General features: G+C 62.4%; 26 protein-coding genes. 14 read left to right on the forward strand and 12 right to left on the reverse strand.

Translation table 11 applies throughout. From position 1 onward, the window contains the following. A complete protein-coding gene (locus LUB09_RS12825) occupies window positions 1–324 on the forward strand; it encodes a DUF3392 domain-containing protein (protein WP_231422735.1) in 324 nt (107 codons plus the stop codon). 144 nt (window positions 325–468) lie between these two features. Here LUB09_RS12825 and trmB read toward each other — a convergent pair whose 3' ends face one another. The 4 genes from trmB to LUB09_RS12845 form a co-directional block, all read right to left on the reverse strand. Continuing rightward, on the reverse strand, window positions 469–1,194 hold the full coding sequence (gene trmB, locus LUB09_RS12830) for a tRNA (guanosine(46)-N7)-methyltransferase TrmB (RefSeq protein WP_209985936.1): 726 nt from the start codon (window positions 1,192–1,194) through the stop codon (window positions 469–471). Window positions 1,195–1,203: 9 nt separating this feature from the next. Continuing rightward, complete coding sequence (locus tag LUB09_RS12835; RefSeq protein ID WP_209985938.1) at window positions 1,204–1,998, reverse strand: thiazole synthase; 795 nt, start codon at window positions 1,996–1,998, stop codon at window positions 1,204–1,206. Between the two features lie 48 nt (window positions 1,999–2,046). Further along, the gene (gene thiS, locus LUB09_RS12840; RefSeq protein ID WP_057006510.1) at window positions 2,047–2,247 is read right to left on the reverse strand and encodes a sulfur carrier protein ThiS; all 201 of its coding nucleotides are present in this window, start codon (window positions 2,245–2,247) and stop codon (window positions 2,047–2,049) included. A gap of 71 nt (window positions 2,248–2,318) precedes the next feature. Beyond that, window positions 2,319–2,696 (reverse strand): DUF423 domain-containing protein, encoded by a 378-nt coding sequence (locus tag LUB09_RS12845; RefSeq protein ID WP_209985941.1) that lies wholly within the window; start codon window positions 2,694–2,696, stop codon window positions 2,319–2,321. 74 nt (window positions 2,697–2,770) lie between these two features. On the opposite strand from LUB09_RS12845, the gene mtgA reads away from it, so the two are divergent. Next, window positions 2,771–3,493, forward strand: a complete 723-nt coding sequence (gene mtgA, locus LUB09_RS12850) for a monofunctional biosynthetic peptidoglycan transglycosylase (protein ID WP_231422736.1) — start codon at window positions 2,771–2,773, stop codon at window positions 3,491–3,493. Window positions 3,494–3,602: 109 nt separating this feature from the next. Here mtgA and rpoH read toward each other — a convergent pair whose 3' ends face one another. From rpoH to ftsY, 4 genes are all read right to left on the reverse strand, one after another. After that, complete coding sequence (gene rpoH, locus LUB09_RS12855; RefSeq protein WP_003234621.1) at window positions 3,603–4,457, reverse strand: RNA polymerase sigma factor RpoH; 855 nt, start codon at window positions 4,455–4,457, stop codon at window positions 3,603–3,605. Between the two features lie 130 nt (window positions 4,458–4,587). Then, window positions 4,588–5,610: a permease-like cell division protein FtsX gene (gene ftsX, locus LUB09_RS12860; protein WP_209985947.1), complete on the reverse strand. Its 1,023-nt coding sequence runs from the start codon at window positions 5,608–5,610 to the stop codon at window positions 4,588–4,590. Next, on the reverse strand, window positions 5,607–6,278 hold the full coding sequence (ftsE, locus tag LUB09_RS12865) for a cell division ATP-binding protein FtsE (RefSeq protein ID WP_003176700.1): 672 nt from the start codon (window positions 6,276–6,278) through the stop codon (window positions 5,607–5,609). Before ftsE ends, ftsX begins: the two co-directional genes overlap by 4 nt. Continuing rightward, entirely contained in the window at window positions 6,275–7,639 is a 1,365-nt protein-coding gene (gene ftsY / locus LUB09_RS12870; protein ID WP_209985951.1) for a signal recognition particle-docking protein FtsY, read from the reverse strand. The genes ftsE and ftsY overlap by 4 nt, the downstream gene beginning before the upstream one ends. Window positions 7,640–7,870: 231 nt before the next feature. Here ftsY and LUB09_RS12875 point away from each other — a divergent pair, with 231 nt between their 5' ends. The 4 genes from LUB09_RS12875 to LUB09_RS12890 all read left to right on the forward strand — a co-directional run bounded on the left by LUB09_RS12875 (window position 7,871) and on the right by LUB09_RS12890 (window position 12,511). Beyond that, window positions 7,871–9,226, forward strand: a complete 1,356-nt coding sequence (locus LUB09_RS12875) for a M16 family metallopeptidase (protein WP_231422737.1) — start codon at window positions 7,871–7,873, stop codon at window positions 9,224–9,226. Further along, window positions 9,219–10,703, forward strand: coding sequence for a M16 family metallopeptidase (locus tag LUB09_RS12880; RefSeq protein ID WP_231422738.1), 1,485 nt, complete (start codon window positions 9,219–9,221; stop codon window positions 10,701–10,703). Before LUB09_RS12875 ends, LUB09_RS12880 begins: the two co-directional genes overlap by 8 nt. Further along, on the forward strand, window positions 10,703–11,320 hold the full coding sequence (gene rsmD, locus LUB09_RS12885; RefSeq protein ID WP_209985960.1) for a 16S rRNA (guanine(966)-N(2))-methyltransferase RsmD: 618 nt from the start codon (window positions 10,703–10,705) through the stop codon (window positions 11,318–11,320). Before LUB09_RS12880 ends, rsmD begins: the two co-directional genes overlap by 1 nt. A 195-nt stretch (window positions 11,321–11,515) precedes the next feature. Continuing rightward, a complete protein-coding gene (locus LUB09_RS12890; RefSeq protein WP_209985965.1) occupies window positions 11,516–12,511 on the forward strand; it encodes a hydrolase in 996 nt (331 codons plus the stop codon). 58 nt (window positions 12,512–12,569) lie between these two features. Here LUB09_RS12890 and LUB09_RS12895 read toward each other — a convergent pair whose 3' ends face one another. Beyond that, window positions 12,570–13,424, reverse strand: a complete 855-nt coding sequence (locus LUB09_RS12895; RefSeq protein ID WP_231422739.1) for a sulfurtransferase — start codon at window positions 13,422–13,424, stop codon at window positions 12,570–12,572. A 33-nt stretch (window positions 13,425–13,457) separates the two neighbouring features. Further along, window positions 13,458–14,129 (reverse strand): TetR/AcrR family transcriptional regulator, encoded by a 672-nt coding sequence (locus LUB09_RS12900; RefSeq protein ID WP_209985970.1) that lies wholly within the window; start codon window positions 14,127–14,129, stop codon window positions 13,458–13,460. A gap of 145 nt (window positions 14,130–14,274) precedes the next feature. Between LUB09_RS12900 and LUB09_RS12905 the strand changes: the two genes are divergently transcribed. From LUB09_RS12905 to LUB09_RS12925, 5 genes are all read left to right on the forward strand, one after another. After that, window positions 14,275–15,702, forward strand: coding sequence for a coniferyl aldehyde dehydrogenase (locus LUB09_RS12905; protein ID WP_231422740.1), 1,428 nt, complete (start codon window positions 14,275–14,277; stop codon window positions 15,700–15,702). Between the two features lie 28 nt (window positions 15,703–15,730). Further along, a complete protein-coding gene (locus LUB09_RS12910; RefSeq protein ID WP_209985977.1) occupies window positions 15,731–16,276 on the forward strand; it encodes a twin-arginine translocation pathway signal protein in 546 nt (181 codons plus the stop codon). A gap of 43 nt (window positions 16,277–16,319) precedes the next feature. Then, on the forward strand, window positions 16,320–17,915 hold the full coding sequence (locus tag LUB09_RS12915) for a GMC family oxidoreductase (protein WP_209985980.1): 1,596 nt from the start codon (window positions 16,320–16,322) through the stop codon (window positions 17,913–17,915). 103 nt (window positions 17,916–18,018) lie between these two features. After that, window positions 18,019–18,498 carry a pantetheine-phosphate adenylyltransferase gene (gene coaD, locus LUB09_RS12920; protein WP_003234650.1) on the forward strand — a complete coding sequence of 160 codons (480 nt, stop codon included), beginning with the start codon at window positions 18,019–18,021 and terminating at the stop codon, window positions 18,496–18,498. Window positions 18,499–18,626: 128 nt separating this feature from the next. Beyond that, window positions 18,627–18,878, forward strand: a complete 252-nt coding sequence (locus tag LUB09_RS12925) for a YfhL family 4Fe-4S dicluster ferredoxin (RefSeq protein ID WP_003213796.1) — start codon at window positions 18,627–18,629, stop codon at window positions 18,876–18,878. A gap of 124 nt (window positions 18,879–19,002) precedes the next feature. On the opposite strand, the gene mutM is transcribed toward LUB09_RS12925, so the two are convergent. Both mutM and LUB09_RS12935 read right to left on the reverse strand, forming a co-directional pair. Continuing rightward, a complete protein-coding gene (gene mutM / locus LUB09_RS12930) occupies window positions 19,003–19,815 on the reverse strand; it encodes a bifunctional DNA-formamidopyrimidine glycosylase/DNA-(apurinic or apyrimidinic site) lyase (RefSeq protein ID WP_231422741.1) in 813 nt (270 codons plus the stop codon). 21 nt (window positions 19,816–19,836) lie between these two features. After that, a complete protein-coding gene (locus tag LUB09_RS12935) occupies window positions 19,837–20,703 on the reverse strand; it encodes an HDOD domain-containing protein (protein ID WP_231422742.1) in 867 nt (288 codons plus the stop codon). 153 nt (window positions 20,704–20,856) lie between these two features. Between LUB09_RS12935 and LUB09_RS12940 the strand changes: the two genes are divergently transcribed. From LUB09_RS12940 to ilvD, 3 genes are all read left to right on the forward strand, one after another. Then, entirely contained in the window at window positions 20,857–22,053 is a 1,197-nt protein-coding gene (locus LUB09_RS12940; protein ID WP_209985989.1) for a class I SAM-dependent rRNA methyltransferase, read from the forward strand. A gap of 176 nt (window positions 22,054–22,229) precedes the next feature. Continuing rightward, window positions 22,230–23,420, forward strand: a complete 1,191-nt coding sequence (locus LUB09_RS12945) for an MFS transporter (protein ID WP_209985992.1) — start codon at window positions 22,230–22,232, stop codon at window positions 23,418–23,420. Between the two features lie 225 nt (window positions 23,421–23,645). Next, window positions 23,646–25,487 (forward strand): dihydroxy-acid dehydratase, encoded by a 1,842-nt coding sequence (ilvD, locus tag LUB09_RS12950; RefSeq protein ID WP_231422743.1) that lies wholly within the window; start codon window positions 23,646–23,648, stop codon window positions 25,485–25,487. Window positions 25,488–25,524: the final 37 nt, after the last annotated feature.

The raw sequence follows: 25,524 nt of genomic DNA on the forward strand, positions 1-25,524 counted from the left end.
ATGGATCTGGTACTCGACCTGCTCGCCACCGCATCCCGCTGGAGCCGCAGCAACCTGTCGGAAATCTCACTGGCCCTTGTGGGCTGCTTGCTGGTGCTGTTCGGCGCCGACATCAAAGGCTGGGTGGAAGGCCGCCTGGGCAGCATCGCCGGCGCCTTGCGCGTGCCCTTGATGGCGTTGCTGTGCCTGATCGGCAGCGGCGCCGCACTGATCTACGCCACGCCGTGGATTGTGCGCGGGCTGGGCCAGTTCAATAACTACAGCCTGGCGCCGGTGCTGCTGGTGGTGCTGGTGTTGATTGGGGTTGTGGCGGACCGTCGCTGACCTCCAACTCAGCACAAAGATACAAGCGGGAGGGGGCTTGTTCCCGATAGCGGTACATCAGTCACTTCAATGTCGACTGACACTCTGCTATCGGGAGCAAGCCCCCTCCCACATTGGATTGCATTTCAAGTCAGGGCCGGCGGGTCAAGCCAGCTTTTCGAACTTCAAATCCCACACTCCATGCCCCAACCGCTCGCCGCGACGTTCGAACTTGGTGATCGGCCGCTCGGCCGGGCGGGGTACGCATTTGCCGTCTTCAGCGAGGTTGCGATAGCCCGGCGCGACGTTCATCACTTCCAGCATGTATTCGGCATAGGGCTCCCAGTCGGTGGCCATGTGCAGGATGCCGCCGACTTTCAGCTTGCTGCGCACCAGTTCCGCGAAAGAAGCCTGGACGATGCGGCGCTTGTGGTGACGGGCTTTGTGCCATGGGTCGGGGAAAAACAGCATCAGGCGGTCGAGGCTGTTGTCGGCGATGCAGCGGTTGAGCACTTCAATCGCGTCGCAGTCATAGACTCGCAGGTTGGTCAGGCCCTGGGTGAGCACGCCATTGAGCAGCGCGCCGACACCTGGGCGGTGCACTTCCACACCGATGAAGTCCTGCTCCGGCGCGGCGGCGGCCATTTCCAGCAGGGAGTGACCCATGCCGAAGCCGATTTCCAGGGAACGCGGGGCCGAGCGGCCGAACACCTGGTCGTAGTCCACCGGCGCGTCGGCCAAGGGCAGCACGAACAAAGGCGTGCCCTGCTCCAGGCCCTTCTGCTGGCCTTCGGTCATGCGGCCGGCGCGCATCACGAAGCTCTTGATGCGGCGGTGTTTGGAGTCGTCGGCAGCGTCCACGGTGTTCGGCGTTTCGTTTGATTCAGTCATCAATGGCTCTTACTTGATCAGACCATCCAGCGGCGAAGAGGCGCTGGCGTAGAGTTTTTTCGGCATGCGCCCGGCGAGGTAAGCCAGACGGCCCGCGACGATGGCGTGTTTCATGGCTTCGGCCATCATGATCGGTTGCTGGGCATTGGCGATGGCCGAGTTCATCAGCACCGCTTCGCAGCCCAGCTCCATGGCGATGGTGGCGTCGGAGGCGGTGCCCACGCCGGCATCCACCAGCACCGGAATGTTCGCTTCTTCGAGGATGATCTGCAGGTTGTACGGATTGCAGATCCCCAGGCCCGTGCCGATCAGGCCGGCCAGCGGCATCACGGCGATGCAGCCGATTTCGGCGAGTTGGCGGGCGATGATCGGGTCGTCGCTGGTGTAGACCATCACGTCGAAGCCTTCCTTGACCAGGGTCTCGGCGGCCTTGAGGGTTTCGATCACGTTGGGAAACAGGGTTTTCTGGTCGGCCAGCACTTCCAGCTTCACCAGGTTGTGGCCGTCCAGCAGCTCGCGGGCCAGGCGGCAGGTGCGCACGGCTTCGATTGCGTCGTAGCAACCGGCGGTGTTGGGCAGGATGGTGTAGCGATCCGGCGGCAGGATATCCAGCAGGTTCGGTTCGCCCGGGTTCTGGCCGATATTGGTGCGGCGCACGGCAACAGTCACGATTTCGGCGCCCGAGGCTTCGATGGCCAGGCGGGTTTCTTCCATGTCGCGGTATTTGCCGGTGCCGACCAGCAGGCGGGACTGGTAGGTACGACCGGCCAGGACGAAGGGCTTGTCGCTACGAACGATGCTCATGGGAAATCCTCGTGATGGGGTGAGGTTCTGCAGAATGCGAGGTGGCGATTAGCCGCCGCCGATGGCGTGGACCACTTCGACCTGGTCACCGTCGGCGAGCGCAGTGGCGGCGTGCTGACTGCGCGGGACGATATCCTGATTGAGCTCCACTGCGACACGGCGCCCGGTCAGTTCCAGGCGGGTCAGCAGGGCCTCGACGGAGGCGCCGTCGGGCAGTTCAAAGGGGTCGCCGTTCAACTGAATGCGCATGCCAGGGGCCGCCATCGTTTTTAGGGGCCAGCATTCTAGCTTGATTGGCGTTGCCGGCCCAAGCCCCTCGGTCAGATCGCCTGCAAGCGCCACGCCGCCAGACCGAGGAAGAACCAGCCAAGCAGGAATGCCAGCCCGCCGAACGGGGTGATGATACCGAGCTTGCTGATGCCGGTCAGGGTCAGTGCGTACAGGCTGCCGGAAAACAGCAGGATGCCGACCACAAACGCGATGCCCGCCCAGGTCACCATACGGCCGGGGATATGCGCGGCCAGCAGCGCCACCCCGAACAGCGCCAGGGCGTGCACCAGCTGGTAGGTCACGCCGGTCTGGAAAATCGCCAGGTACTCGGCGCTCAGGCGGTTTTTCAGGCCATGGGCGGCAAAAGCTCCCAGGGCCACGCCGGTAAAGCCGAAAAAGGCAGCCAACATCAGAAAGCTACGCAGCATGTGGAACTCCAATCAGACGCATCGGGCAGGGTCTGTATAATGGCCCGCTCAACGGGTTCGGCCAAGCCATCTCTATGCTGCGTGTCCTCTTCAGTCGTTTTCTCAAAGTCGTGAAATGGTTTGCCATCGGCAGCGTTTTGCTGGTGCTGCTGCTGCGCGTCGTGCCGCCGCCGTTTACGGCGCTGATGGTGGAGCGCAAGGTCGAGTCGTGGTTCGACGGCGAACCCATTGACCTGCAACGCAGCTGGGCGCCGTGGGATGACATTTCCGACGACCTCAAGCTGGCGGTGATGGCCGGTGAAGACCAGCGCTTCCCGCAGCATTGGGGGTTCGATTTCGGCGCGATCCAGGCGGCCATCGTGCACAACGAGCGCGGTGGGTCGATTCGCGGTGCCAGCACGTTGAGCCAGCAGGTGTCGAAGAACCTGTTTCTGTGGTCTGGCCGCAGTTATCTGCGCAAGGGCCTGGAGGCCTGGTTTACCGGCCTGATCGAGGTGCTGTGGCCCAAGCAACGGATTCTTGAGGTGTACCTCAACAGCGTGGAATGGGATGACGGCGTGTTTGGCGCAGAGGCGGCGGCGCGGCATCATTTTGGGGTGAGTGCCAAGGGGCTTTCGCGGCAGCAGGCCAGCTATCTGGCGGCGGTGTTGCCCAACCCACGGGTGTGGAGCGCCAGCCATCCAACGGCGTATGTGGCGCGGCGGGCGGCGTGGATTCGTCAGCAGATGAATCAACTCGGTGGCGATGGCTACCTGCTTGAGCTGAACAACTCCCGCAAGGCACCCTGGTCCGACTGACACAACACCTGAACCAATGTGAGAGGGGGCTTGCTCCCGATAGCGGTGGATCAGTCAGCTTATCTGTAGCTGACCCACCGCAACCGGGAGCAAGCCCCCTCCCACCTATTTAAGCGGCGATCGACAGCTTCAGCTTGTTCATCGCGCTTTTCTCAAGCTGACGAATCCGCTCAGCCGACACGTTGTACTTCTGCGCCAGGTCGTGCAGCGTGGCTTTTTCTTCCGCCAGCCAGCGCTGGTAGAGGATGTCACGGCTGCGGTCGTCCAGCACTTCCAGCGCTTCGTGCAGGTTGTGATTGGCGTTGTCGCTCCAGTCGGCGTCTTCCAGTTGACGCGCCGGGTCGTACCGGTGGTCTTCCAGGTAGTTGGCCGGCGATTGAAAAGCGCTGTCGTCGTCCGCTTCCGCGGCCGGGTCGAAGGCCATGTCATGGCCTGTCAGGCGGCTTTCCATCTCGCGCACTTCACGGGGCTCCACACCAAGGCTTTCGGCCACGCGGTGGACTTCCTCGTTGTTCAGCCACGCCAGGCGCTTTTTCTGGCTGCGCAGGTTGAAGAACAGCTTGCGCTGGGCCTTGGTGGTCGCGACTTTCACGATGCGCCAGTTGCGCAGGATGAACTCGTGGATTTCCGCCTTGATCCAGTGCACGGCAAACGACACCAGGCGCACACCCATTTCGGGGTTGAAACGCTTGACCGCCTTCATCAGGCCCACATTGCCTTCCTGAATCAGGTCAGCCTGGGCCAGCCCGTAGCCGCTATAGCTACGGGCGATATGTACGACAAAACGCAGGTGGGCGAGCACCATCTGCCGAGCCGCCCCCAAATCCTGCTCATAGTAGAGACTCTCGGCCAGTTCACGCTCCTGCTCGGGCGTCAGCAATGGAATGCTGTTGACCGTGTGCACATAGGCTTCCAGGTTTCCACCCGGAACCAGGGCATACGCAGGTTGCAAAGAAGTGGTCATACGAAAAAACCTCCGACTCACATAACTCGTGCAGTTCAGCACTGCGAAAATTGACCGGGGAACCGTAGGACAAGTTCCCTAAACCGCTGATACGGTCAATAGAAACGAAACCACATTAATCCGGCATTAACTACTTGGGCGCCAGCTCACGTAAATGCCGCGCCACGGCAATCCAGGCACCGATATAACCCAACAATACCGCGCCAAGCAAGAGCGAGAGACCATCGGCCACCGGCACCCCGGCCAGGGCAAAATCACTGCCGTACAAGCCGGCAAGCCCTGTTACCGCGTCATTCAGCCAGTCCAGGCCAAAAGCCAGCACGCCCCAGGATAAAAACCCGGCACCCAGGCCATAAAGCGCGCCCATGTACAGAAAAGGACGACGCACATAGCTGTCTGTGCCGCCGACCAGTTTAATCACTTCTATCTCGGTGCGACGGTTTTCAATATGAAGACGAATGGTATTGCCTATCACCAAAAGTAATGCAGACACCAACAACACCGTCAACCCGAACACAAAGCGGTCACCCAGCTTGAGAATCGCGGCCAGCCGCTCTACCCAGACCAGATCAAGTTGCGCCTGTTGCACCTTGGGCATCTGCGCCAGTTTCTGGCGCAGGGCCTCCAGGGTCGGCTTGTCGACTTCATCGGGCGTCACCAGCACCACGCCCGGCAGCGGGTTCTGCGGCAGCTCCTTGAGCGCCTCACCCAGGCCGGACTGCTGCTGGAATTCTTCAAGGGCCTGGTCGCGGCTGACGTACTCGGCATCCGCTACGCCCGGCATATTCTTGATTTCATCGCGCAACGCTTCACCCTGCTGGGTGCTGGCATCCAGATTCAGGTACAGCGAAATCTGCGCCGCACGCTGCCACGAACCGCCCAGGCGCTCCACGTTATTGAGCAGCAGCGACAAGCCCATCGGCAGGCTGAGGGCCACGGCCATCACCAGGCAGGTAAAAAAGCTGCCAACCGGCTGCTTGCCCAGCCGGCGCAAGCTGTCGAGCAGGCTGGCGCGATGGCTTTCGATCCAGGCGTGCAGCAGGGTGCTGAAGTCCGGGCCGTCATCGTCGTCGCGTTTTTTCTTGCTCGGTTGCGGATCGGCCGGTTTCGGCGCCACGCGTTCGGATACTTTTGGACTGCGTGTAGCACTCATACGCCTGCCTCCCCATCACCAATCAGGCGACCGCGCTGCAACGTAAGCATGCGGTGGCGCATGCGCGCGATCAGCGCCAGGTCGTGGCTGGCGATCAGCACGCTGGTGCCCAGGCGGTTGATGTCTTCGAACACGCCCATGATCTCGGCCGCCAGGCGCGGGTCGAGGTTACCGGTAGGTTCGTCCGCCAGCAGCAGGGCCGGACGGTGCACGATGGCGCGGGCGATGCCGACGCGCTGTTGCTGACCGGTGGAGAGGTCACCGGGGTAGAGGTCGGTCTTGTCCGACAGCGCCACACGCTCCAGGGCCGAATCCACGCGTTTGATGATCTCGGCCTTGGACAGCCCGAGAATCTGCAATGGCAGGGCAACGTTGTTGAACACCGTGCGATCGAACAGCAACTGGTGATTCTGGAACACTACGCCGATCTGGCGGCGCAGAAACGGGATCTGCGCATTGCTGATGGTGGCCAGGTCCTGGCCGGCCAGCAGCAGTTTGCCGGTGGTCGGGCGCTCCATGGCCAGCAGCAGACGCAATAACGTACTTTTACCGGCACCGGAGTGACCGGTGACGAAAAGAAACTCGCCGCGCCGCACCCGAAAGCTCAGCTCATGCAAGCCCACATGCCCGTTGGCATAGCGTTTACCGACTTGCTCGAATCGAATCATGAACGCTCCCGCTCGGCAAACAGTGCCTGTACAAAGGGTTCGGCTTCAAAGGTGCGCAGGTCGTCGATGCCCTCACCGACGCCGATATAACGAATCGGCAACCCGAACTGCTTGGCCAGGGCAAAAATCACACCGCCCTTGGCCGTGCCGTCGAGCTTGGTCAGGGCCAGGCCGGTCAGTTGCACCGTCTGATTGAATTGCTTGGCCTGGCTGATGGCGTTCTGACCGGTCCCGGCGTCGAGCACCAGCAGCACTTCATGGGGGGCGTCGGCATCCAGCTTGCCGATCACGCGGCGCACCTTCTTCAGCTCTTCCATCAGGTTGTCTTTGGTGTGCAGGCGACCGGCGGTGTCGGCGATCAATACGTCGATATTGCGCGCCTTGGCGGCCTGCACAGCGTCGAAAATCACCGAGGCGGAATCGGCGCCGGTGTGCTGGGCAATCACCGGGATCTTGTTGCGCTCGCCCCACACCTGCAACTGCTCCACCGCAGCGGCACGGAAGGTGTCGCCAGCGGCCAGCATGACTTTCTTGCCTTCGAGCTGCAGCTTTTTGGCCAGCTTGCCGATGGTGGTGGTCTTGCCGGCGCCGTTGACGCCCACCACGAGGATCACGAACGGTTTGTTCGGGGTGATCACCAGCGGCGCTTCCACCGGCTTGAGCATCGCGGCCAGTTCGGCCTGCAAGGACTTGTACAGCGCGTCGGCGTCGGTAAGTTGCTTGCGCGCGACCTTCTGGGTCAGGCTCTGGATGATTACCGCTGTGGCTTCAACGCCCACGTCGGCGGTGAGCAGACGGGTTTCGATGTCTTCCAGCAGTTCGTCATCGATGGTCTTGCGACCCAGGAACAGGCTGGCCATGCCTTCGCCGATGCTGGCGCTGGTCTTGCTCAGGCCTTGCTTGAGGCGGGCGAAAAAGCCGGTCTTGCCGGCTTCGACGGCAACGGGTTCCGGCGCGATGACTGCAGGCACGGCGGCGTCGAAGACGGGCGCGGGCTCAGGTACCGGTTCAGCCACCACGGGAATCGGCGGCGCAACGTGCTCAGCAAGCACGTCTTCAACCAGCGCCACGGGCTCTTCGGCCACGGGCAGTTCGGGCCACGGCTCGGGTTCGGGTTCCGGCTCGGGTTCCGGCGCCACCTCGGCCACCGGCTGCAACACCGGCTCAACGATAGGCAACACCACCGGCGCCGGCGTCTGGGCAACCGGCTCGGCTTCTACTATAGGTTCGGGGATCGGTTCAGCGTGAACCTGCGGCTGCGGCTCGACGGTATCCTGCGGTTTCTTACGCAGCCAGCCGAACAGGCCTTTCTTCTCGCCAGCCGCAGCTGGGGTCTTCTTGTCGTCGTTGGAACCAAACATGGAGACGGCTATCTCAAGGTAGCGATGCGCCAGGGGCACGTCGGTAAATAAAATTCGATGCGTAACAGACTGTTTTTCAGCCAGCTCGTTCATGCGCAACATTTTGTAAGGCCTAAATAGGGCCTTAACGGTACCGCCGCAGTGGCCGTCCGCAAATCCGACCAGTATCCTAGCACCTCCTCGCCCGCCGACGCTAAGACCAAGCGGGTAGCCCAACAGGTTTAAAAACGAATGAATGCTCTAGCCCGCCGCGCCGCAGGCCTGCTGTTCGGTACAGTTTGTCTGCCTCTTTCAGCTTTGGCTGCCGATCCACAACCCACCCATGAATTCACCCTCGACAACGGCCTCAAAGTGGTCGTGCGCGAAGACCATCGCGCGCCGGTGGTGGTTTCCCAGGTCTGGTACAAGGTTGGCTCGAGCTACGAAACCCCCGGCCAGACAGGTTTGTCCCACGCCCTGGAGCACATGATGTTCAAGGGCAGTGCCAAAGTGGGCCCGGGCGAAGCTTCGCTGATCCTGCGCGACCTGGGCGCTGAAGAAAATGCGTTCACCAGCGATGACTACACCGCGTATTACCAGGTGCTGGCCCGCGACCGCCTGGGCGTCGCCTTCGAGCTGGAGGCCGACCGCATGGCCAGCCTGCGCCTGCCGGCCGACGAGTTCAGCCGCGAGATCGAGGTCATCAAGGAGGAACGCCGCCTGCGCACCGACGACAACCCCATGTCCAAGGCCTTCGAGCGCTTCAAGGCCATGGCTTTTCCGGCCAGCGGCTACCACACGCCGACCATCGGCTGGATGGCCGACCTGGACCGCATGAAGGTCGAGGAGCTGCGCCACTGGTACCAATCCTGGTACGTGCCCAACAACGCCACCCTGGTGGTGGTCGGCGACGTGACCCCGGACGAGGTGAAGACCCTGGCCCAGCGCTACTTCGGCCCGATCCCCAAGCGTGACCTACCACCTGCCAAAATCCCGCTGGAGCTGGCTGAACCCGGCGAGCGCCTACTGACCCTGCGTGTGCAGACCCAACTGCCGAGCGTGATCCTCGGTTTTAACGTGCCTGGCCTTGCCACTGCCGAAGACAAGCGCTCCGTGCAAGCCCTGCGCCTGATCTCGGCCCTGCTCGACGGCGGCTACAGCGCGCGTATCTCGGAACAACTGGAGCGTGGTGAAGAGCTGGTGTCCGCCGCCTCCACCCGCTACGACGCCTACAGCCGTGGCGACACCCTGTTCATCCTGTCGGCCACGCCCAACCAGCAGAAGAAAAAGACCATTGCCCAAGCCGAAGCCGGCCTGTGGCGGCTGCTGGAAGACTTGAAAGCCAAGCCACCGACCGCCGAAGAGCTGGAGCGAATTCGCGCCCAGGTCATCGCCGGCCTGGTGTACCAGCGTGACTCCATCACCAGCCAGGCCACGGCCATTGGTTCCCTGGAAACCGTGGGCCTGTCCTGGCAGCTCATGGACACCGAGCTTGCCGACCTGCAAAGCGTGACCCCGGAAGATATCCAGAAGGCTGCACGTACCTATTTCACCCGCGGACGTCTGAGCGTCGCCCATGTTTTGCCTGAGGAGACCGCTCATGAGTGATCGCAAAAGCCTGATCCTGCCCGGCCTGATCGCCGTCACCCTGATGGCGGCCACTGCCGTGTACTTCCTGCGCCCGAGTGAATCGGTGGCCAGCCCTGCGCTGGAAAAAGCCCAGTCCGCCAACAAGCTGCAGTCGCTGGCCGAGCTGGACGGCAAGGCGCCGACCAACCGCAAGCTTGACGTACAAAGCTGGACCACCGCCGAAGGCGCCAAGGTGCTGTTCGTCGAAGCCCATGAGCTGCCGATGTTCGACATGCGCATCCTGTTCGCCGCCGGCAGCAGCCAGGACGGCGACGTGCCGGGCCTGGCGCTGATGACCAACGCCATGCTCAACGAAGGCGTGCCGGGCAAGGACGTCAGCCAGATCGCCAGCGGTTTTGAAGGCCTGGGCGCCGGCTTTGGCAATGGCACCTACCGCGACATGGCGCTGGTGTCCCTGCGCAGCCTGAGCGCCAGCGACAAGCGCGATGCAGCGCTGGCGCTGTTCGACGCCGTGATCGGCAAGCCGACCTTCCCCGCCGATTCCCTGGCGCGGATCAAGAACCAGATCCTCGCCGGCTTCGAATACGAGAAGCAGAATCCCGCCAAACTGGCGAGTCTTGAGCTGTTCAAGCGCCTGTATGGTGACCACCCTTACGCGCATCCGAGCGAAGGCAACGCCGACAGCGTGCCAAAGATCAGCCAGGCGCAATTGCAGGCGTTCCATGCCAAGGCCTATGCGGCGGGCAACGCAGTGATTGCAGTGGTGGGCGACATGACCCGTGCGGAAGCCGAGGCCATGACCGCAAAGGTGTCTGCCTCGCTGCCCAAGGGCCCGGCGCTGGCGAAGATCGCCCAGCCGACCGAACCGAAGGCGGGCCTGAGCCATATCGAGTTTCCGTCCAAGCAGACGCACCTGCTGTTCGCCCAATTGGGCATCGACCGGGCCGACCCGGACTACGCGGCCTTGTCTCTGGGCAACCAGATCCTCGGGGGCGGTGGCTTTGGCACTCGCCTGATGAGCGAAGTACGCGAGAAACGCGGCCTCACTTACGGCGTGTACTCGGGCTTCTCGCCGATGCAGGTGCGCGGTCCGTTCATGATCAACCTGCAGACCCGCGCCGAAATGAGCGGCGGCACCCTGCGCCTGGTTGAGCAAGTGCTGGCTGATTACCTCAAGACCGGCCCGACGCAAAAGGAGCTCGATGACGCCAAGCGCCAACTGGCCGGCAGCTTCCCGCTGTCCACCGCGAGCAACCTCGATATCGTCGGCCAGCTGGGCGCTATGGGTTTCTACAACCTGCCGCTGAGCTATCTGGAAGATTTCATGAAACAATCCCAGGCCCTGACCGTAGAGCAGGTCAAGGCGGCCATGAACAAACACTTGAGCGCCGACAAGATGGTCATCGTGACCGCCGGCCCGACGATTGCGCAAAAGCCACTACCGCCCCCCACTGATAAACCCGCCGAGCAGCCGCTCGGGGTTCCGGAGCACTAATGGCCAGTTCATCTCGCCCGAAAAAGCCTGTCCACAACGTGCATAACGGTGTGGGCCAACTGCGCATCATTGGCGGTGAATGGGGCAGCCGCAAGCTGAGCTTCCCCGACGTCGTGGGCCTGCGCCCGACGCCTGACCGCGTGCGTGAAACCCTGTTCAACTGGCTTGCGCCGTACATCGCGGGCGCCAGGGTGCTGGACCCGTTTGCTGGCAGCGGCGCGCTGTTTCTGGAGGCGCTGTCCCGTGGCGCGTCCCAGGCCCAGGCGCTGGACGCGAGCAACGTGGCGGTCTCCAGCCTCAAGGAACACCTGGGCACCCTGCGCTGCACCAACGGCCAGGTGCAGACCGCCGATGCGCTGCGCTACCTGGAAACCCAGGTGGCCAGCGCATACGACGTGGTGTTCCTCGACCCGCCGTTCAACCAGAACCTGCTGCCGACGGTGTGCACGCTGCTCGAAGATCGCCAATGGCTGGCGCCGGATGCGTGGATCTACACCGAGAGCGAAACCGCACCGTCCACCCTCGGCCTGCCGGGCAGTTGGCGCCTGCACCGGGAGCAGAAGTCCGGCCGGGTGTATTACGCGCTGTGGCATCGGTTGGTCGAAAGCGCGGTCTGAGCCGGCGGTTTCTGTTTGTGGCTGGTGGGCGTGCCCCGCGTTGGGCTGCGCAGCAGCCCCAGTCACAACACTGAGGTTATTCTGTTAGAACACTGTTGCAGGTTTTGGGACCGCTTCGCAGCCCAACGCGGGGCAAGCCCGCTCGCCACAGTAAGCCTGCTCGCCATAACAGGCTTGTACGCCAAAGAGAGTGCAATGACTCCCTCCACCGACCTGTTCAAACCCGCTTTCGGCCTCGGCAACCCCCACCTGCAAACCTTGTGGGGACCGCTGTGGCGCCCCACTACGCACCTCGAACGCCAACGCGAACGCCTGTGGCTGGACGACGGTGATTTTCTCGATATTGACTGGCACGGACCTCACGACGCCAAGGCACCGCTGGTGCTGGTATTGCACGGGCTCACCGGTTCGTCCAACTCGCCCTACGTCGCCGGCCTGCAAAAGGTCCTCGCCGCCCAGGGCTGGGCCAGTGCCGCGCTGAACTGGCGCGGCTGTTCCGGCGAGCCGAACCTGTTGGCGCGCAGCTATCACTCCGGGGCCAGCGAGGATCTGGCGGCAGCGATTGCCCATCTGCAGGCCAAGCGGCCGTTGGCGCCGCTGTACGCGGTGGGCTATTCGCTGGGCGGCAATGTGCTGCTCAAGCATCTGGGGGAAACCGGCACGGCGTCAGGGTTGCAAGGCGCCGCGGCGGTATCGGTGCCGTTTCGCCTGGACCAGTGCGCCGACCGCATCGGCCTGGGTTTTTCGCGGGTCTATCAGAAGCACTTCATGCGCGAAATGCTGGCGTATATCCGCGTCAAGCAAAGCCGCTTCACGCAGGATGGCCGCACGGACGGCCTGAAAACCCTGGAAGCCCTGGGTTCCCTGGAAAAGATGCGCACGTTCTGGGACTTCGATGGACGGGTGACTGCGCCGCTGCATGGTTTCATCAGCGCCGAGGATTACTACCGCAAGGCGTCGAGTCGCTATTACCTGGGCGGTATCCGAACGCCGACCCTGATTATCCAGGCGGCGGACGATCCGTTCGTGTTTGCCCATAGCCTGCCCGAGGCCAGCGAGTTATCGGATTGCACCGAGTTCGAATTGCTGGCCAAGGGCGGGCATGTGGGCTTCGTGGACGGTTCGCTCAAGCGCCCGACCTATTACCTCGAACGCCGCATCCCCCAATGGCTGCTGACACAACAGCAATAAAAATGTGGGAGGGGGCTTGCTCCCTCCCACAATTGCTTGCGTTTACAGGCCAGGCCGCTCAGTCGCCCGTGGCAATGGCCCGCGCGGGATCCGTGATCCACTCACTCCACGACCCCGCATATAACTGGCCCAACGGGTAACCCGCCAAACCCAGGGCGAACAGGTTATGGCAGGCGGTGACGCCGGAACCGCAATACGCCACCAGTTCCTTGGGCGACCGCCCCTGCAACTGCGCGGCAAACCGCTGCTTGAGCTGCTCGACCGGCAGAAACCGCCCATCACTGCCCAGGTTCTCGTTGAATGCCGCGCACTGCGCCCCGGGAATGTGCCCGGCAATCAGGTCGATGGGCTCAACGTCGCCACGAAAACGCGCCGGGGCCCGCGCATCAATCAGGGTCAGGCCCGGCTGGCCCAGGCGTTTTTGCAGATGCTCGCCATCCAGCACCAGGCCATGATCGGGCGTGCCGGTAAAGTCGCCCGGCTCGATCACCGGCGCGTCCAGGCTCAAGGGTAAGCCGGCGGCATGCCAGGCCTTCAAGCCACCGTCCAGGATAAACACGCCGTCCCGCTTGCCCAGCCACACCAGCAACCACCAGGCGCGGGCGGCAAAGGCGCCAGGGCCGTCGTCATACAGCACCACCTCGGTATCGGCACTGATGCCCCACGCGCGCAGTTGTTCAGCGAGGGTCTGCGCCTGCGGCAGTGGGTGACGCCCGGTCACGCCTTTGGTCACCGGGCCGCTGAGATGGCGTTCAAGGTCAGCATATTGCGCGCCTTCGATATGCCCTTCGGCATAGCTGCAACGCCCGTAATCCGGGTCTTCCAGGGCAAAACGGCAATCGAGGATTACCAACGCGCCACGCGTTTGGCGCTCGGCCAGGTGCTGGGGGCTGATCAGTTGGGCAAGCGGCATGACAGACTCCTGTAAACAGATTCGGGAAAGGTCCTATTTCACTTCATCCAGCGCCTGATTCAACGGCACGTAAAACTCCTTGAACAGCCCATCCACCGCTTCTTTGGCCTGGGGCGTGACAAACCCCGCCTCCAGCACCAGCACCTGATACACCCCGCGCTTGATCGCTTCGGCACTCAAATGGGTGGAGTTTTCGTTGGTGGTGCACAAAAAGCGCACCCAAGAGGTGAGGATGATCCAGGCGTTGAGGGTCAGGGCTTCGGTCTGGATCGGGTCCATATTGAGGATGCCGGCATCGACAAACCCCTGATAGATGGCCCCGCCCTGGGTCAGGCAGCGCTGGGAAAATCGCCGGTAGCCGGTGGCCATTTCGGGGTCGCTTTCCAGCAGGTGTTCGAGGTCACGGTGCAGGAAACGGTAGCGCCACATGCCGGCCAGCACGGCCTGCAGGTAAAAGCGCTTATCTTCCACACGCATCGCGCGGCCCTGGGGCGGGCGCAGGAAACTGTCCACCAGCGCTTCGTATTCGCGGAACAGCACGGCGATGATCGCCTGCTTGTTGGGGAAGTGGTAGTACAGGTTGCCCGGCGAAATTTCCATATGGGCGGCGATGTGGTTGGTGCTGACACTGCGCTCACCCTGCTGATTAAAAAGCTCCAGGCTGGTGTGCACAATGCGTTCGCTGGTCTTTACTCGTGGTGCCATGGGGGATCAGCTTCCATACACGGAATGGGGCATCTTACGGCCTAACCGTGCCGGGATAAATCCGCATAGGGCTGCAATGTTATTTGACAATTTAGAGCAATGACTCTAAAAATCCAGGCAGACCAATAACAATCGGGGCTGCACCATGTCTGCCACTGTTGCCTACCTGCAGGACTCCCAGGCGCTGGACCAGCTTCAGCCGCTGTTCGACGCCCAGCGCCGCGCCTACGCCGCCAACCCGATGCCGCCTGCTGCGCAGCGCCAGCAATGGCTCAAGGCCTTGCGCGAATTGCTCAGCGATGAACGCCAGGCGTTGATCCGCGCGATCAGCGAGGATTTCAGCCACCGCAGCGCAGACGAAACCCTGTTCGCCGAGCTGATGCCCAGCCTGCATGGCATCCACTACGCCAGCAAACACCTCAAGGGCTGGATGAAACCGTCGCGCCGCGCCGTAGGCATTGCCTTCCAGCCCGCGTCAGCCAAAGTCATCTACCAACCGCTCGGCGTGGTCGGGGTGATTGTGCCCTGGAATTACCCGCTGTACCTGGCCATCGGCCCGCTGGTCGGAGCGCTGGCGGCCGGTAATCGGGTGATGTTGAAGCTCAGCGAGTCCACCCCCGCCACCGGCGAGCTGCTCAAAACGCTGCTGGCGAAGATCTTCCCCGAAGACCTGGTGTGCGTGGTGCTGGGCGAAGCCGATGTGGGCGTGGCGTTTTCCAGACTGCGCTTCGACCACCTGCTGTTCACCGGCGCCACCAGCATTGGCAAGCATGTGATGCGCGCGGCCGCCGAGCACCTCACGCCAGTCACGCTGGAGCTGGGCGGCAAGTCGCCGGCGATTGTCTCCGCCGATGTGCCGCTCAAGGATGCCGCCGAGCGCATCGCTTTCGGCAAAGCCTTGAATGCCGGACAAACCTGTGTGGCGCCGGACTACGTGCTGGTGCCGGAGCACCGCGTGGACGCTTTCGTGGAGGCCTACGGCAAGGCGGTTCGCGGGTTCTATCCGACGCTGGTCGACAACCCGGACTACACCGCGATCATCAACGAACGACAGTTGGCGCGGCTCACTGCCTATGTAAAGGACGCCACCGACAAGGGCGCCACGCTGGTCCCGCTGTATGACCAGAGTCAGGCACGGCGCATGGCCCACAGCCTGCTGCTGAATGTCAGCGACGACATGACGGTGATGCAGGACGAAATCTTCGGCCCGGTATTGCCCGTCGTGCCCTATCGCGACATCGACCAGGCCTTTGCCTACATCAACCAACGCCCTCGCCCGCTGGCGCTGTATTACTTCGGCTACAACAAGCGCGAACAAGACCGAGTGCTGCACGAAACCCATTCGGGCGGCGTCTGCCTGAACGACACCCTGCTGCACGTGGCCCAGGACGACCTGCCGTTTGGCGGCATCGGCCCATCGGGCATGGGCCACTACCACGGCCACGAAGGCTTTCTCACCTTCAGCAAAGCCAAGGGTGTGTTGGTCAAGCAACGCCTGAACGCGGCGAAGCTGATCTACCCGCCCTACGGCAAATCGATCCAGAAGCTTATTCAGAAGTTGTTTGTTCGCTGATTCCGCCACCCACGGGACAACAATAACAATGAACCCCAGCCTGACTGATTCCCCCGCGCTGTCACGGCGCGGCATCCTGAAAATCGGCCTGTGCGCCAGTGCTTTCCTGGCTACCGCAGGGCTAGGCGCCAGCCTCAGCGGCTGCTCCGCCAGCACCCCGGCCAGCGGCTTTGCGATGCTGCGCAGCAGCGACCTGCCATTTTTGCGGGCGGTGATGCCGGTGTTGCTCGACGGTGTTGCCAGCGTTCAGGAGGTCGCCGCCGGGATTGAAGACGCGCTCAAAAAGCTCGATTACAGCCTGCAATACCTGTCGCCGGAGATGTTCAAGCTCACCCAGCAGTTGTTCGACGTCCTCGCCATGGGCATTACCCGCGGCCCGCTGACCGGCATCTGGGGCAGTTGGGAAAACGCCAGCAGCGAGCAGATCCGTCACTTCCTGCTGCGCTGGGAGAACAGCTACCTCAACCTGCTGCGCATGGGCCAGGGCTCGTTGCTCAAGCTGGTGATCATGGCCTGGTATTTCCGGCCGGCGTCCTGGGCCCATTGCGGCTACCCCGGCCCGCCTCACCTCTGACAGTGACCGCAATTTCGCACAACAAAAACAAGAGTGCCCACCTATGCCCGTACCCGATCTGTTCCGCGACGGCCTGGCCCGTGGCTGGAAAACCCACAACGGCGCCGCCCTCGACCGCGACCTGAGCCTGGAAGCCGACGTCGCGATCATCGGCAGCGGCGCCGGTGGCGGCACCACCGCCGAGATCCTCAGCGCCGCAGGCTACAAGGTGCTGCTGATCGAGGAAGGCCCACTCAAGACCAGCAGCGACTTCAAGCTGCTGGAGGACGAGGCCTACGCCAACCTGTATCAGGAGGGCATCGGACGCATGAGCAAGGACGGCGCCATCACCATCCTGCAAGGCCGGGCCGTGGGCGGGACCACGCTGATCAATTGGACCTCCAGCTTTCGCACGCCGGACGCCACCCTCGCCCACTGGGCCAGCGAATACGCGGTGACGGGCCACAGCAGCAGCGAGATGGCGCCCTGGTTCGAAAAAATGGAGCAGCGCCTGGGCATTGCGCCCTGGGCACTGCCGCCGAACGCCAACAACGATGTGATCCGCAAGGGCTGTGAAAAACTCGGCTACAGCTGGCACGTGATCCCGCGCAACGTGCGTGGTTGTTTCAACCTGGGCTACTGCGGCATGGGCTGCCCGGTGAATGCCAAGCAGTCGATGCTGGTGACCACCATTCCCTCCACCCTGGAGCAAGGCGGCGAGCTGCTCTACCTCGCTCGCGCCGAGCAGTTCAACTACAGCGGCGATGCCATCAGCAGCCTGGAATGCGTGGCCATGGACGAGCGTTGCGTGGCGCCGACAGGGCGCAGGATCACGGTGAAAGCCAGGCATTACGTGCTGTCGGGCGGCGGCATCAACAGCCCGGCGCTGCTGATGCGCTCCAACGCGCCGGACCCGCATTCGCGGCTCGGCAAGCGCACCTTTCTGCACCTGGTGAACTTCTCTGCGGGGCTATTTGATGAGGTGATCAACCCGTTCTACGGCGCGCCGCAGTCGATTTATTCCGACCATTTCCAATGGCAGGACGGCGTTACCGGCAAAATGTCCTACAAACTGGAAGCACCGCCCCTGCACCCCGGGTTGGCCAGCACACTGTTTGGCGGCTACGGCAGCGCGAACGCGCTGGACATGGGCCAGTTACCCAACACCCACGCCATGCTTGCGCTGTTGCGCGACGGGTTTCACCCCGACAGCCCGGGAGGCACCGTCGGTTTACGCGGTGATGGCACGCCGGTGCTCGACTATCAGGTCTCGCCCTACGCCTGGGACGGCCTGCGCCGCGCGTTTCACAGCATGGCCGAGATTCAGTTCGCGGCGGGCGCCAGGTCGGTCAAGCCGCTGCACCATGACGCGCGCTATGTGAACAGCCTGGCCGACGCCCGCCGCATGATTGACGAACTGAGCCTGGAACTGCACCGGACCACCCTGGGCAGCGCCCATGTGATGGGCGGGTGTGCCATGGGCGAAGACCCGAAAAACGCGGTGGCCGACAGCCTCGGACGCCATCACCAGTTGCGCAATCTGTCGATCCACGATGGCTCGCTGTTCCCCACCAGCATTGGCGCCAACCCGCAATTATCGGTGTACGGCTTGAGCGCCAAACTGGCGACGGCGTTGGCCGAACGTCTGAAAACGGCATGAAAATACCGCCGATCAGCGGTATGTATCTACATAAGTTGACTTTCCCGACCGGGATGGCTGCGATACCATCCGGTTCCCCAACGGACTCCGCCAGGACGACGCGATGAACCGAGTGTTGTATCCAGGAACCTTCGACCCGATTACCAAAGGCCATGGCGATCTGGTCGAGCGCGCCTCTCGCCTGTTCGACCATGTGATCATCGCGGTCGCTGCCAGCCCCAAGAAAAACCCGCTGTTTCCCCTGGAGCAGCGCGTGGAACTGGCGCGTGAGGTCACCCGGCACCTGCCCAACGTCGAAGTGGTGGGCTTTTCGACGTTACTGGCGCATTTCGCCAAGGAGCAGAACGCCAATGTGTTCCTGCGAGGCCTGCGCGCGGTGTCGGATTTCGAATACGAATTCCAGCTGGCCAACATGAACCGCCAACTGGCACCGGACGTCGAGAGCCTGTTCCTCACGCCTTCGGAGCGTTACTCGTTCATTTCGTCGACGCTGGTGCGGGAAATCGCCGCGCTGGGCGGAGATATCACCAAGTTCGTTCACCCCGCCGTGGCGGATGCGCTGACACTGCGCTTCAAGAAGTAGGGGCTGCCAGGCGTCTCTCGCCTATTGCCGCAGGTCATGTGCGCTCGCACTGCGGGCGCCAATGCGGCACAATTGCGCGCATTAGTCGTTTTCAGTTGCCTTGGCTGACAGCCCTGGCAGGAGTTTCCATGTCCCTGATCATCACCGACGATTGCATCAATTGCGACGTCTGCGAACCTGAGTGCCCGAACGCTGCGATTTCCCAGGGCGAAGAGATCTACGTGATCGACCCCAACCTGTGCACCCAGTGCGTCGGCCACTACGACGAACCGCAGTGCCAGCAGGTGTGTCCGGTGGATTGCATTCCGCTGGATGAGGCCCACCCTGAAACTGAAGAGCAGTTGATGGAGAAGTACCGGTTGATTACCGGCAAGGCCTGAACAGTTGGGTTGCCCTGCAGGGCCTCATCGGGAGCAAGCAGCCTCCCACACTGGACCGAGTTGAAGACGACCCCATGTGGGAGGGGGCTTGCTCCCGATGGCAATCTCAGCCATCACCCGGCAATCAGCGCTGACACCTGGGGCAAAACACACTCGCCCGCTGCCCCAGCAGCACATTGCGCAACTCGGTCCCGCACACCTTGCACGCCTCGCCGCCCCGGCCGTAGGCGAACAGCTCCTGCTGGAAATACCCCGGCTGCCCGTCACCGCCAATAAAGTCGCGCAACGTGGTGCCGCCGCGCTCGATGGCAGCCGCCAGCACCCGCTTGATCTCGATCGCCAGCTGCAAATAACGCGCCCGCGAAATACCGCCCGCCGCCCGACGCGGATCGATCCCGGCCGCAAACAGCGCTTCGGTCGCATAGATATTGCCCACGCCCACCACCACCGCGTTGTCCATGATGAACGGTTTGATCGCCATCGACCGCCCACGGGACATCTGGAACAGCCGCTCGCCGTCAAACAGGTCGGTCAACGGCTCCGGCCCCAGGCTCAGCAGCAACGCGTGGTTGTGCGGGTCCTGGCTCCAGAGCATGGCGCCGAAACGGCGCGGGTCGGTGTAGCGCAGCGCCAGGCCCGATTCCAGCTCGATATCCACATGCTCATGCTTGGCCGCCGGCAGCCCGATTTCAACCATGCGCAGGTTGCCCGACATGCCCAGATGGCTGATCAGCGTGCCCACTTCGGCATTGATCAACAGGTACTTGGCCCGCCGCTCCACCCCCACGATGCGCTGCCCGGACAGGCGCACATCCAGGTCCTCCGGGATCGGCCAGCGCAGGCGCCGTTCGCGCACCACCACGCGACTGACGCGCTGGCCTTCCAGGTGCGGCGCAATCCCGCGACGGGTGGTTTCGACTTCGGGTAACTCGGGCATGTGTACCTCTTGGCTGACGGGTCAGTTCGCGCCCAGCTCGCGGATCGACAACTTCATGCTTTCAAAGTCGTAGTCCGACAGGCCGACGTAATCGAGCACCAGGTGACCGATGGCATTCCACTCATGGTCTTCTGCCTGACCGCCCAGCACGCGGTGAGAGGAACAGATGTGCTCGGCCATCTTCAGGATCGCCAGCAGGTTTTTAAGCTGCGGAGTGTGCGACGACTCATCGCTGAAAATCGCCAGGGCGTTATGGTGATTGGCGATAGCGTCGGTCACATGCTCCGGCAGGCGCCAGGACTTGGCGGTGTAGTAGCCGACCACCGCATGGTTGGTGTTGAACGCGTTGTTCTCGGTGTCGACCACCCGACAGTCGGGGCCGGCATTGGCGTAGGCCTGCTCGAGCACCGTCATGTAGTCGGGGAAGCGCTTGAGCATCAGCGGCACGCCGCAATCGTGAAACAAGCCCAGGGCGTAGGCTTCATCGACGGTCTGCGAGCCGGTGCGCTTGGCCAGGGTGAGGCAGGTCATGGCCACGTCCTGGGCGGTGTCCCAGAAGCGATTGAGGGTGACGATGGTGTCATCGCTCATCTCGCCCTTGATCGACTGCGCATTGATCAGGTTGATGATCGAGCGGCTGCCCAGCAGGTTCACCGCGCGCTGGATCGAGGCGATCTTGTTGCTCAGGCCGTAATACGGTGAGTTGACGATTTTCAGCAACGCGCCGGACAGGCCAGGGTCCTGGGCGATCAACCGGGCGATGACGCCCAGGTCCGGATCGGGCATGTACTGCTCCATCTGCAAATCCACCATGATCTGCGGTTGGGGCGGTACGCTGATACCTTGCAGGGCCTGCTGGATCTGCTCGGCGGAAAGCTCTTGGGACATAAGTACATACTCTGGGCTAGGCGGCGATTCTAACCTTTATGAAGACTTCGCCGACACCCAAATACCGAACTGAAACCGCTCCCACATGTCCGGCGGCGGGGCGAGTTCCTACACAACACGGTATACTCCCGCTCTTTTTTCCGGAGCGACGTCATGTCCCTGCCAAGCCTGCGTCTCAAAGCCAACGCCGATCGTCGTTTGCGCAACGGCCACCTGTGGGTCTACAGCAACGAAATCGACGTGGCCGCCACCCCACTCAACGGCTTCCAGGCAGGCGACCAGGCCATCCTCGAAGCGGCCGGCGGCAAGACCCTGGGCATCGTGGCCATGAGCCCCAACAACCTGATCTGCGCCCGCCTGCTGTCCCGTGACATCAAGTTGCCTTTGGACAAATCCCTGCTGGTGCACCGCATCAACGTCGCCCTGTCCCTGCGTGATCGCCTGTTCGACAAGCCGTTTTACCGCCTGGTCTACGGCGATTCCGACCTGCTGCCAGGTTTGGTGGTCGACCGTTTCGGCGACATTCTGGTGGTGCAGATCGCGTCAGCGACCATGGAAGCCCACAAAGAAGACGTAATTGCCGCGCTGACCCAAGTGCTCAAGCCCAGCGGCATCCTGTTCAAGAACGACTCCGCCGCGCGCGACGCCGAAGGCCTTAACCGCTACGTCGAAACCGTGTTCGGCCTGGTGCCGGAGTGGGTGGCGCTGGAAGAAAACGGCGTGAAATTCGAAGCCCCGGTAATCCAGGGCCAGAAGACCGGCTGGTTCTACGACCACCGCATGAACCGCGCGCGCCTGGCCCCGTATGCCAAGGGCAAACGCGTGCTCGACCTGTACAGCTACATCGGCGGCTGGGGCGTGCAAGCGGCCGCGTTCGGCGCCAGCGAAGTGTTCTGCGTCGACGCTTCGTCTTTCGCCCTCGACGGCGTGGAGCGCAACGCTGCGCTGAACGGCGTTGCCGAGAAGATGACCTGCATCGAAGGCGACGTCTTTGAGGCGTTGAAAGAACTCAAAGCCAGCGAAGAACGCTTCGACGTAATCGTCGCCGACCCACCGGCCTTCATCAAACGCAAAAAAGACATGAAAAACGGCGAAGGCGCCTACCGCCGCCTGAACGAGCAAGCCATGCGCCTGCTCAGCAAGGACGGCATCCTCGTCAGCGCCTCGTGCTCCATGCACCTGCCGGAAGACGACCTGCAAAACATCCTGCTCACCAGCGCCCGCCACCTGGACCGCAACATCCAGATGCTCGAACGCGGCGGCCAGGGCCCGGACCACCCGGTGCACCCGGCGATTGTCGAGACGCGGTATATCAAGAGCATTACGTGCCGGTTGCTGCCTAACAGCTGATAGAACGCAGATCAAATGTGGGAGCAAACCGCTCCCACATCTGCTTATGTGGCGCCATGAAGATTTTTCTTACGGCTGCGCACTACGCGAATCAGGGAAGCTTCCCACCCGGTTTTGATTGAATTCGATTTTTCGCAGACTACTATCGGTCTCTGGTTTTAAACCGGAAAACCCCCATGTCTGCACTCGCATCAACTACGCAAAAAACATCCTTCGTCACGCTACTGATGACCATGACACTGCTCGCGGTCTTCCCACTCGACGTGGTACTCCCCTCCTTCCCCGCGCTGTCCAGTCAATTTCACACAACACCTTCCGAGGTTGCTCAATCAGTGAGCATTTTCGCCCTGGGCCTGGCCGTTTCGCTGCTGTTGATCGGGCCGTTGTCCGACATGTTCGGTCGCAAAAAACTGTTGTTGATCGGCATCGCTGTGTCAGCAGCCGGCGCAGTGGGTTGCTTGCTGGCCCCGACGTTCGGCTGGTTTGTCGGCTTTCGCGTGCTTCAAGCGGTGGGATGCGGGGCGTTCGCCTTGTCGCAGGCGCTGATCCAGGACGTGTTTGCGGGCCGGGAGCTGGAGCGAATTCGAATATGGATGACCACCGCCGGCGGGATTTTCATCTCCAGCTCGCCGCTGATGGGCACCTGGCTACAACTTTACGGCGGCTGGGAGGCGAGTTTTTATGTCTTCATCATGCTCGCCACTGCGGTATGGCTCTGGTCTGCACGCCTGATGCACGACTCGCGCAGCACTCATCGCCCTTCATTGCGGCAGTTTTTCAGCGGCTATTGGCTGCTGTTTTCCGACTTTCGTTTCGTCGGCTATTGGCTGATTTCCGCCCTGGCTTTTGCCTGCCATTTCTCGTTTATCGTCATGTCACCCGTGATCTTCATGGAGCGCCTGAACCTCTCGGCCTATCAGTTCGCCTGGGCACTACTGCTGTACGGCGCGGCTTACGTATTGGGCGGCGTCATGGCCAGCATCCTGCACCGCAGGATGACCGGCGACAGGCAGATCAACGCAGGCCTGTTGCTGATCGCTTTTTCGGGACTGGTCATGCTCTGGCTGGCCTGGCAATGGGGCCTGTCTGCCGCCGCCGTTTTAATCCCCATGCTGATCTGCACCGCCGGCACTACCATTTGTCGCCCCATCGCCAACTCCAGGGCCATGACGCTCTACCCGCAGCTCGCCGGCACAGCGACCTCCGCCGGCAGCCTGCTGATTTTCATGTGCGGCGGCCTGATCAGCCTGGTGGTCAACCTGGCCAGCGCCAACCTGACCACGGCCCTCGCCCTCTGCTTCTTAATCCTCAGCGCCGTCGGGCTCGGCTTGAACGCGCTGATCCGTGATCGTCCGCACGTCCTGTAGCCGCTATCTTCACATCCGGGCCATTCCCTCAAACCCCCAGCGGTGTAGAATCGGCGCTATTCATCGCCAGTCATCCCCCGGCGGGTTTATGAGCTCAAGGCCCAGCATGCGGCGATCCCGCAACGCGAGAGGCAACTTTTGCGCACACAGCCATTTTCTGAGTGTGTCAGACGTCCATAGAAGCTCACTCCCCTCAAGAACCTGATTAGCCGCCCGGAGTGCTCCATGCCAGATTACCGCTCGAAAACATCCACCCATGGCCGCAACATGGCCGGCGCGCGCGCACTGTGGCGTGCCACGGGGATGAAGGATGACGACTTCAAGAAGCCGATCATCGCGATTGCCAACTCCTTTACCCAGTTCGTGCCCGGCCACGTGCACCTCAAGGACCTGGGCCAATTGGTCGCCCGCGAAATCGAACGCGCCGGCGGTGTAGCGAAAGAATTCAACACCATCGCCGTGGACGACGGCATCGCCATGGGCCATGACGGCATGCTCTATTCGCTGCCGAGCCGCGAGATCATCGCCGACTCCGTCGAATACATGGTCAACGCCCACTGCGCAGACGCCATCGTGTGCATCTCCAACTGCGACAAGATCACCCCTGGCATGCTGATGGCCGCCCTGCGCCTCAACATTCCGGTGATCTTTGTGTCCGGCGGCCCGATGGAAGCCGGCAAGACCAAACTCGCCTCCCACGGCCTCGACCTGGTGGACGCCATGGTCATCGCCGCCGATTCCAGCGCCTCTGACGAGAAGGTCGCGGAATACGAACGCAGTGCCTGCCCGACTTGCGGTTCGTGCTCTGGCATGTTCACCGCCAACTCGATGAACTGTCTGGTCGAAGCCCTGGGCCTGGCCTTGCCGGGCAACGGTTCGACACTGGCCACCCACAGCGACCGCGAGCAGTTGTTCCTGCAGGCCGGCCGTACCATCGTCGAGCTGTGCAAGCGTTACTACACCGAGAACGATGAGTCGGTATTGCCGCGCAACATCGCCAACTTCAAGGCGTTCGAAAACGCCATGACCCTGGATATCGCCATGGGCGGTTCCACCAACACCATCCTGCACTTGCTGGCCGCCGCTCAAGAGGCCGAGATCGATTTCGACCTGCGCGACATCGACCGTCTGTCCCGCCACGTGCCGCAGTTGTGCAAGGTCGCGCCGAACATCCAGAAGTACCACATGGAAGACGTGCACCGCGCCGGCGGGATCTTTTCGATCCTCGGCTCCCTGGCCCGTGGCGGCCTGCTGCACACCGACCTGCCGACCGTGCACAGCAAATCCCTGGCCGAAGGCATCGCCAAATGGGACATCACCCAGACGGACGACGAAGCGGTGCATCACTTCTTCAAGGCCGGCCCGGCGGGTATCCCCACGCAGACCGCGTTCAGCCAGTCGACCCGTTGGGACACCCTGGACGACGACCGTGAAAACGGCTGCATTCGCAGCGTCGAGCACGCCTATTCCCAGGAAGGCGGCCTGGCCGTGCTGTACGGCAACATCGCCGTCGACGGATGCGTGGTGAAAACCGCCGGCGTGGATGAGTCGATCCATGTGTTCGAAGGTCGCGCCAGGATCTACGAAAGCCAGGACAGCTCGGTACGTGGCATCCTCGCTGACGAAGTGAAGGAAGGCGATATCGTGATCATCCGCTACGAAGGCCCGAAAGGCGGCCCAGGCATGCAGGAGATGCTCTACCCCACGTCCTATCTGAAATCCAAGGGCCTGGGCAAAGCCTGCGCCCTGCTCACCGACGGCCGTTTCTCCGGCGGCACCTCGGGCCTGTCCATCGGCCACGCTTCACCGGAAGCAGCTGCCGGCGGCGCGATTGGCCTGGTGCAGGATGGCGACAAGGTGCTGATCGACATTCCGAACCGCTCGATCAACCTGTTGGTCAGCGATGAAGAACTGGCGGCACGCCGGGTCGAGCAGGACAAGAAGGGTTGGAAGCCGGTGGAGAAGCGTCCGCGCAAAGTCACCACCGCCTTGAAGGCTTACGCGCTGTTGGCCACCAGTGCCGACAAGGGCGCGGTGCGTAACAAGGCGATGCTCGACGGCCTGTAAGCTCGCCCAAAAAATGCCCCGCCAGCTGCGGGGCATT

The sequence above is a fragment of the Pseudomonas sp. Leaf59 genome (assembly GCF_920984685.1).
Lineage (GTDB): Bacteria > Pseudomonadota > Gammaproteobacteria > Pseudomonadales > Pseudomonadaceae > Aquipseudomonas.

Coding starts and splice junctions, on each gene's coding strand:
- LUB09_RS12825 (WP_231422735.1), top strand. CDS start 1: ATGGATCTGGTACTCGACCTGCTCGCCACCGCATCCCGCTGGAGCCGC.
- trmB (WP_209985936.1), bottom strand. CDS start 1,194: ATGACTGAATCAAACGAAACGCCGAACACCGTGGACGCTGCCGACGAC.
- LUB09_RS12835 (WP_209985938.1), bottom strand. CDS start 1,998: ATGAGCATCGTTCGTAGCGACAAGCCCTTCGTCCTGGCCGGTCGTACC.
- thiS (WP_057006510.1), bottom strand. CDS start 2,247: ATGCGCATTCAGTTGAACGGCGACCCCTTTGAACTGCCCGACGGCGCC.
- LUB09_RS12845 (WP_209985941.1), bottom strand. CDS start 2,696: ATGCTGCGTAGCTTTCTGATGTTGGCTGCCTTTTTCGGCTTTACCGGC.
- mtgA (WP_231422736.1), top strand. CDS start 2,771: ATGCTGCGTGTCCTCTTCAGTCGTTTTCTCAAAGTCGTGAAATGGTTT.
- rpoH (WP_003234621.1), bottom strand. CDS start 4,457: ATGACCACTTCTTTGCAACCTGCGTATGCCCTGGTTCCGGGTGGAAAC.
- ftsX (WP_209985947.1), bottom strand. CDS start 5,610: ATGAGTGCTACACGCAGTCCAAAAGTATCCGAACGCGTGGCGCCGAAA.
- ftsE (WP_003176700.1), bottom strand. CDS start 6,278: ATGATTCGATTCGAGCAAGTCGGTAAACGCTATGCCAACGGGCATGTG.
- ftsY (WP_209985951.1), bottom strand. CDS start 7,639: ATGTTTGGTTCCAACGACGACAAGAAGACCCCAGCTGCGGCTGGCGAG.
- LUB09_RS12875 (WP_231422737.1), top strand. CDS start 7,871: ATGAATGCTCTAGCCCGCCGCGCCGCAGGCCTGCTGTTCGGTACAGTT.
- LUB09_RS12880 (WP_231422738.1), top strand. CDS start 9,219: ATGAGTGATCGCAAAAGCCTGATCCTGCCCGGCCTGATCGCCGTCACC.
- rsmD (WP_209985960.1), top strand. CDS start 10,703: ATGGCCAGTTCATCTCGCCCGAAAAAGCCTGTCCACAACGTGCATAAC.
- LUB09_RS12890 (WP_209985965.1), top strand. CDS start 11,516: ATGACTCCCTCCACCGACCTGTTCAAACCCGCTTTCGGCCTCGGCAAC.
- LUB09_RS12895 (WP_231422739.1), bottom strand. CDS start 13,424: ATGCCGCTTGCCCAACTGATCAGCCCCCAGCACCTGGCCGAGCGCCAA.
- LUB09_RS12900 (WP_209985970.1), bottom strand. CDS start 14,129: ATGGCACCACGAGTAAAGACCAGCGAACGCATTGTGCACACCAGCCTG.
- LUB09_RS12905 (WP_231422740.1), top strand. CDS start 14,275: ATGTCTGCCACTGTTGCCTACCTGCAGGACTCCCAGGCGCTGGACCAG.
- LUB09_RS12910 (WP_209985977.1), top strand. CDS start 15,731: ATGAACCCCAGCCTGACTGATTCCCCCGCGCTGTCACGGCGCGGCATC.
- LUB09_RS12915 (WP_209985980.1), top strand. CDS start 16,320: ATGCCCGTACCCGATCTGTTCCGCGACGGCCTGGCCCGTGGCTGGAAA.
- coaD (WP_003234650.1), top strand. CDS start 18,019: ATGAACCGAGTGTTGTATCCAGGAACCTTCGACCCGATTACCAAAGGC.
- LUB09_RS12925 (WP_003213796.1), top strand. CDS start 18,627: ATGTCCCTGATCATCACCGACGATTGCATCAATTGCGACGTCTGCGAA.
- mutM (WP_231422741.1), bottom strand. CDS start 19,815: ATGCCCGAGTTACCCGAAGTCGAAACCACCCGTCGCGGGATTGCGCCG.
- LUB09_RS12935 (WP_231422742.1), bottom strand. CDS start 20,703: ATGTCCCAAGAGCTTTCCGCCGAGCAGATCCAGCAGGCCCTGCAAGGT.
- LUB09_RS12940 (WP_209985989.1), top strand. CDS start 20,857: ATGTCCCTGCCAAGCCTGCGTCTCAAAGCCAACGCCGATCGTCGTTTG.
- LUB09_RS12945 (WP_209985992.1), top strand. CDS start 22,230: ATGTCTGCACTCGCATCAACTACGCAAAAAACATCCTTCGTCACGCTA.
- ilvD (WP_231422743.1), top strand. CDS start 23,646: ATGCCAGATTACCGCTCGAAAACATCCACCCATGGCCGCAACATGGCC.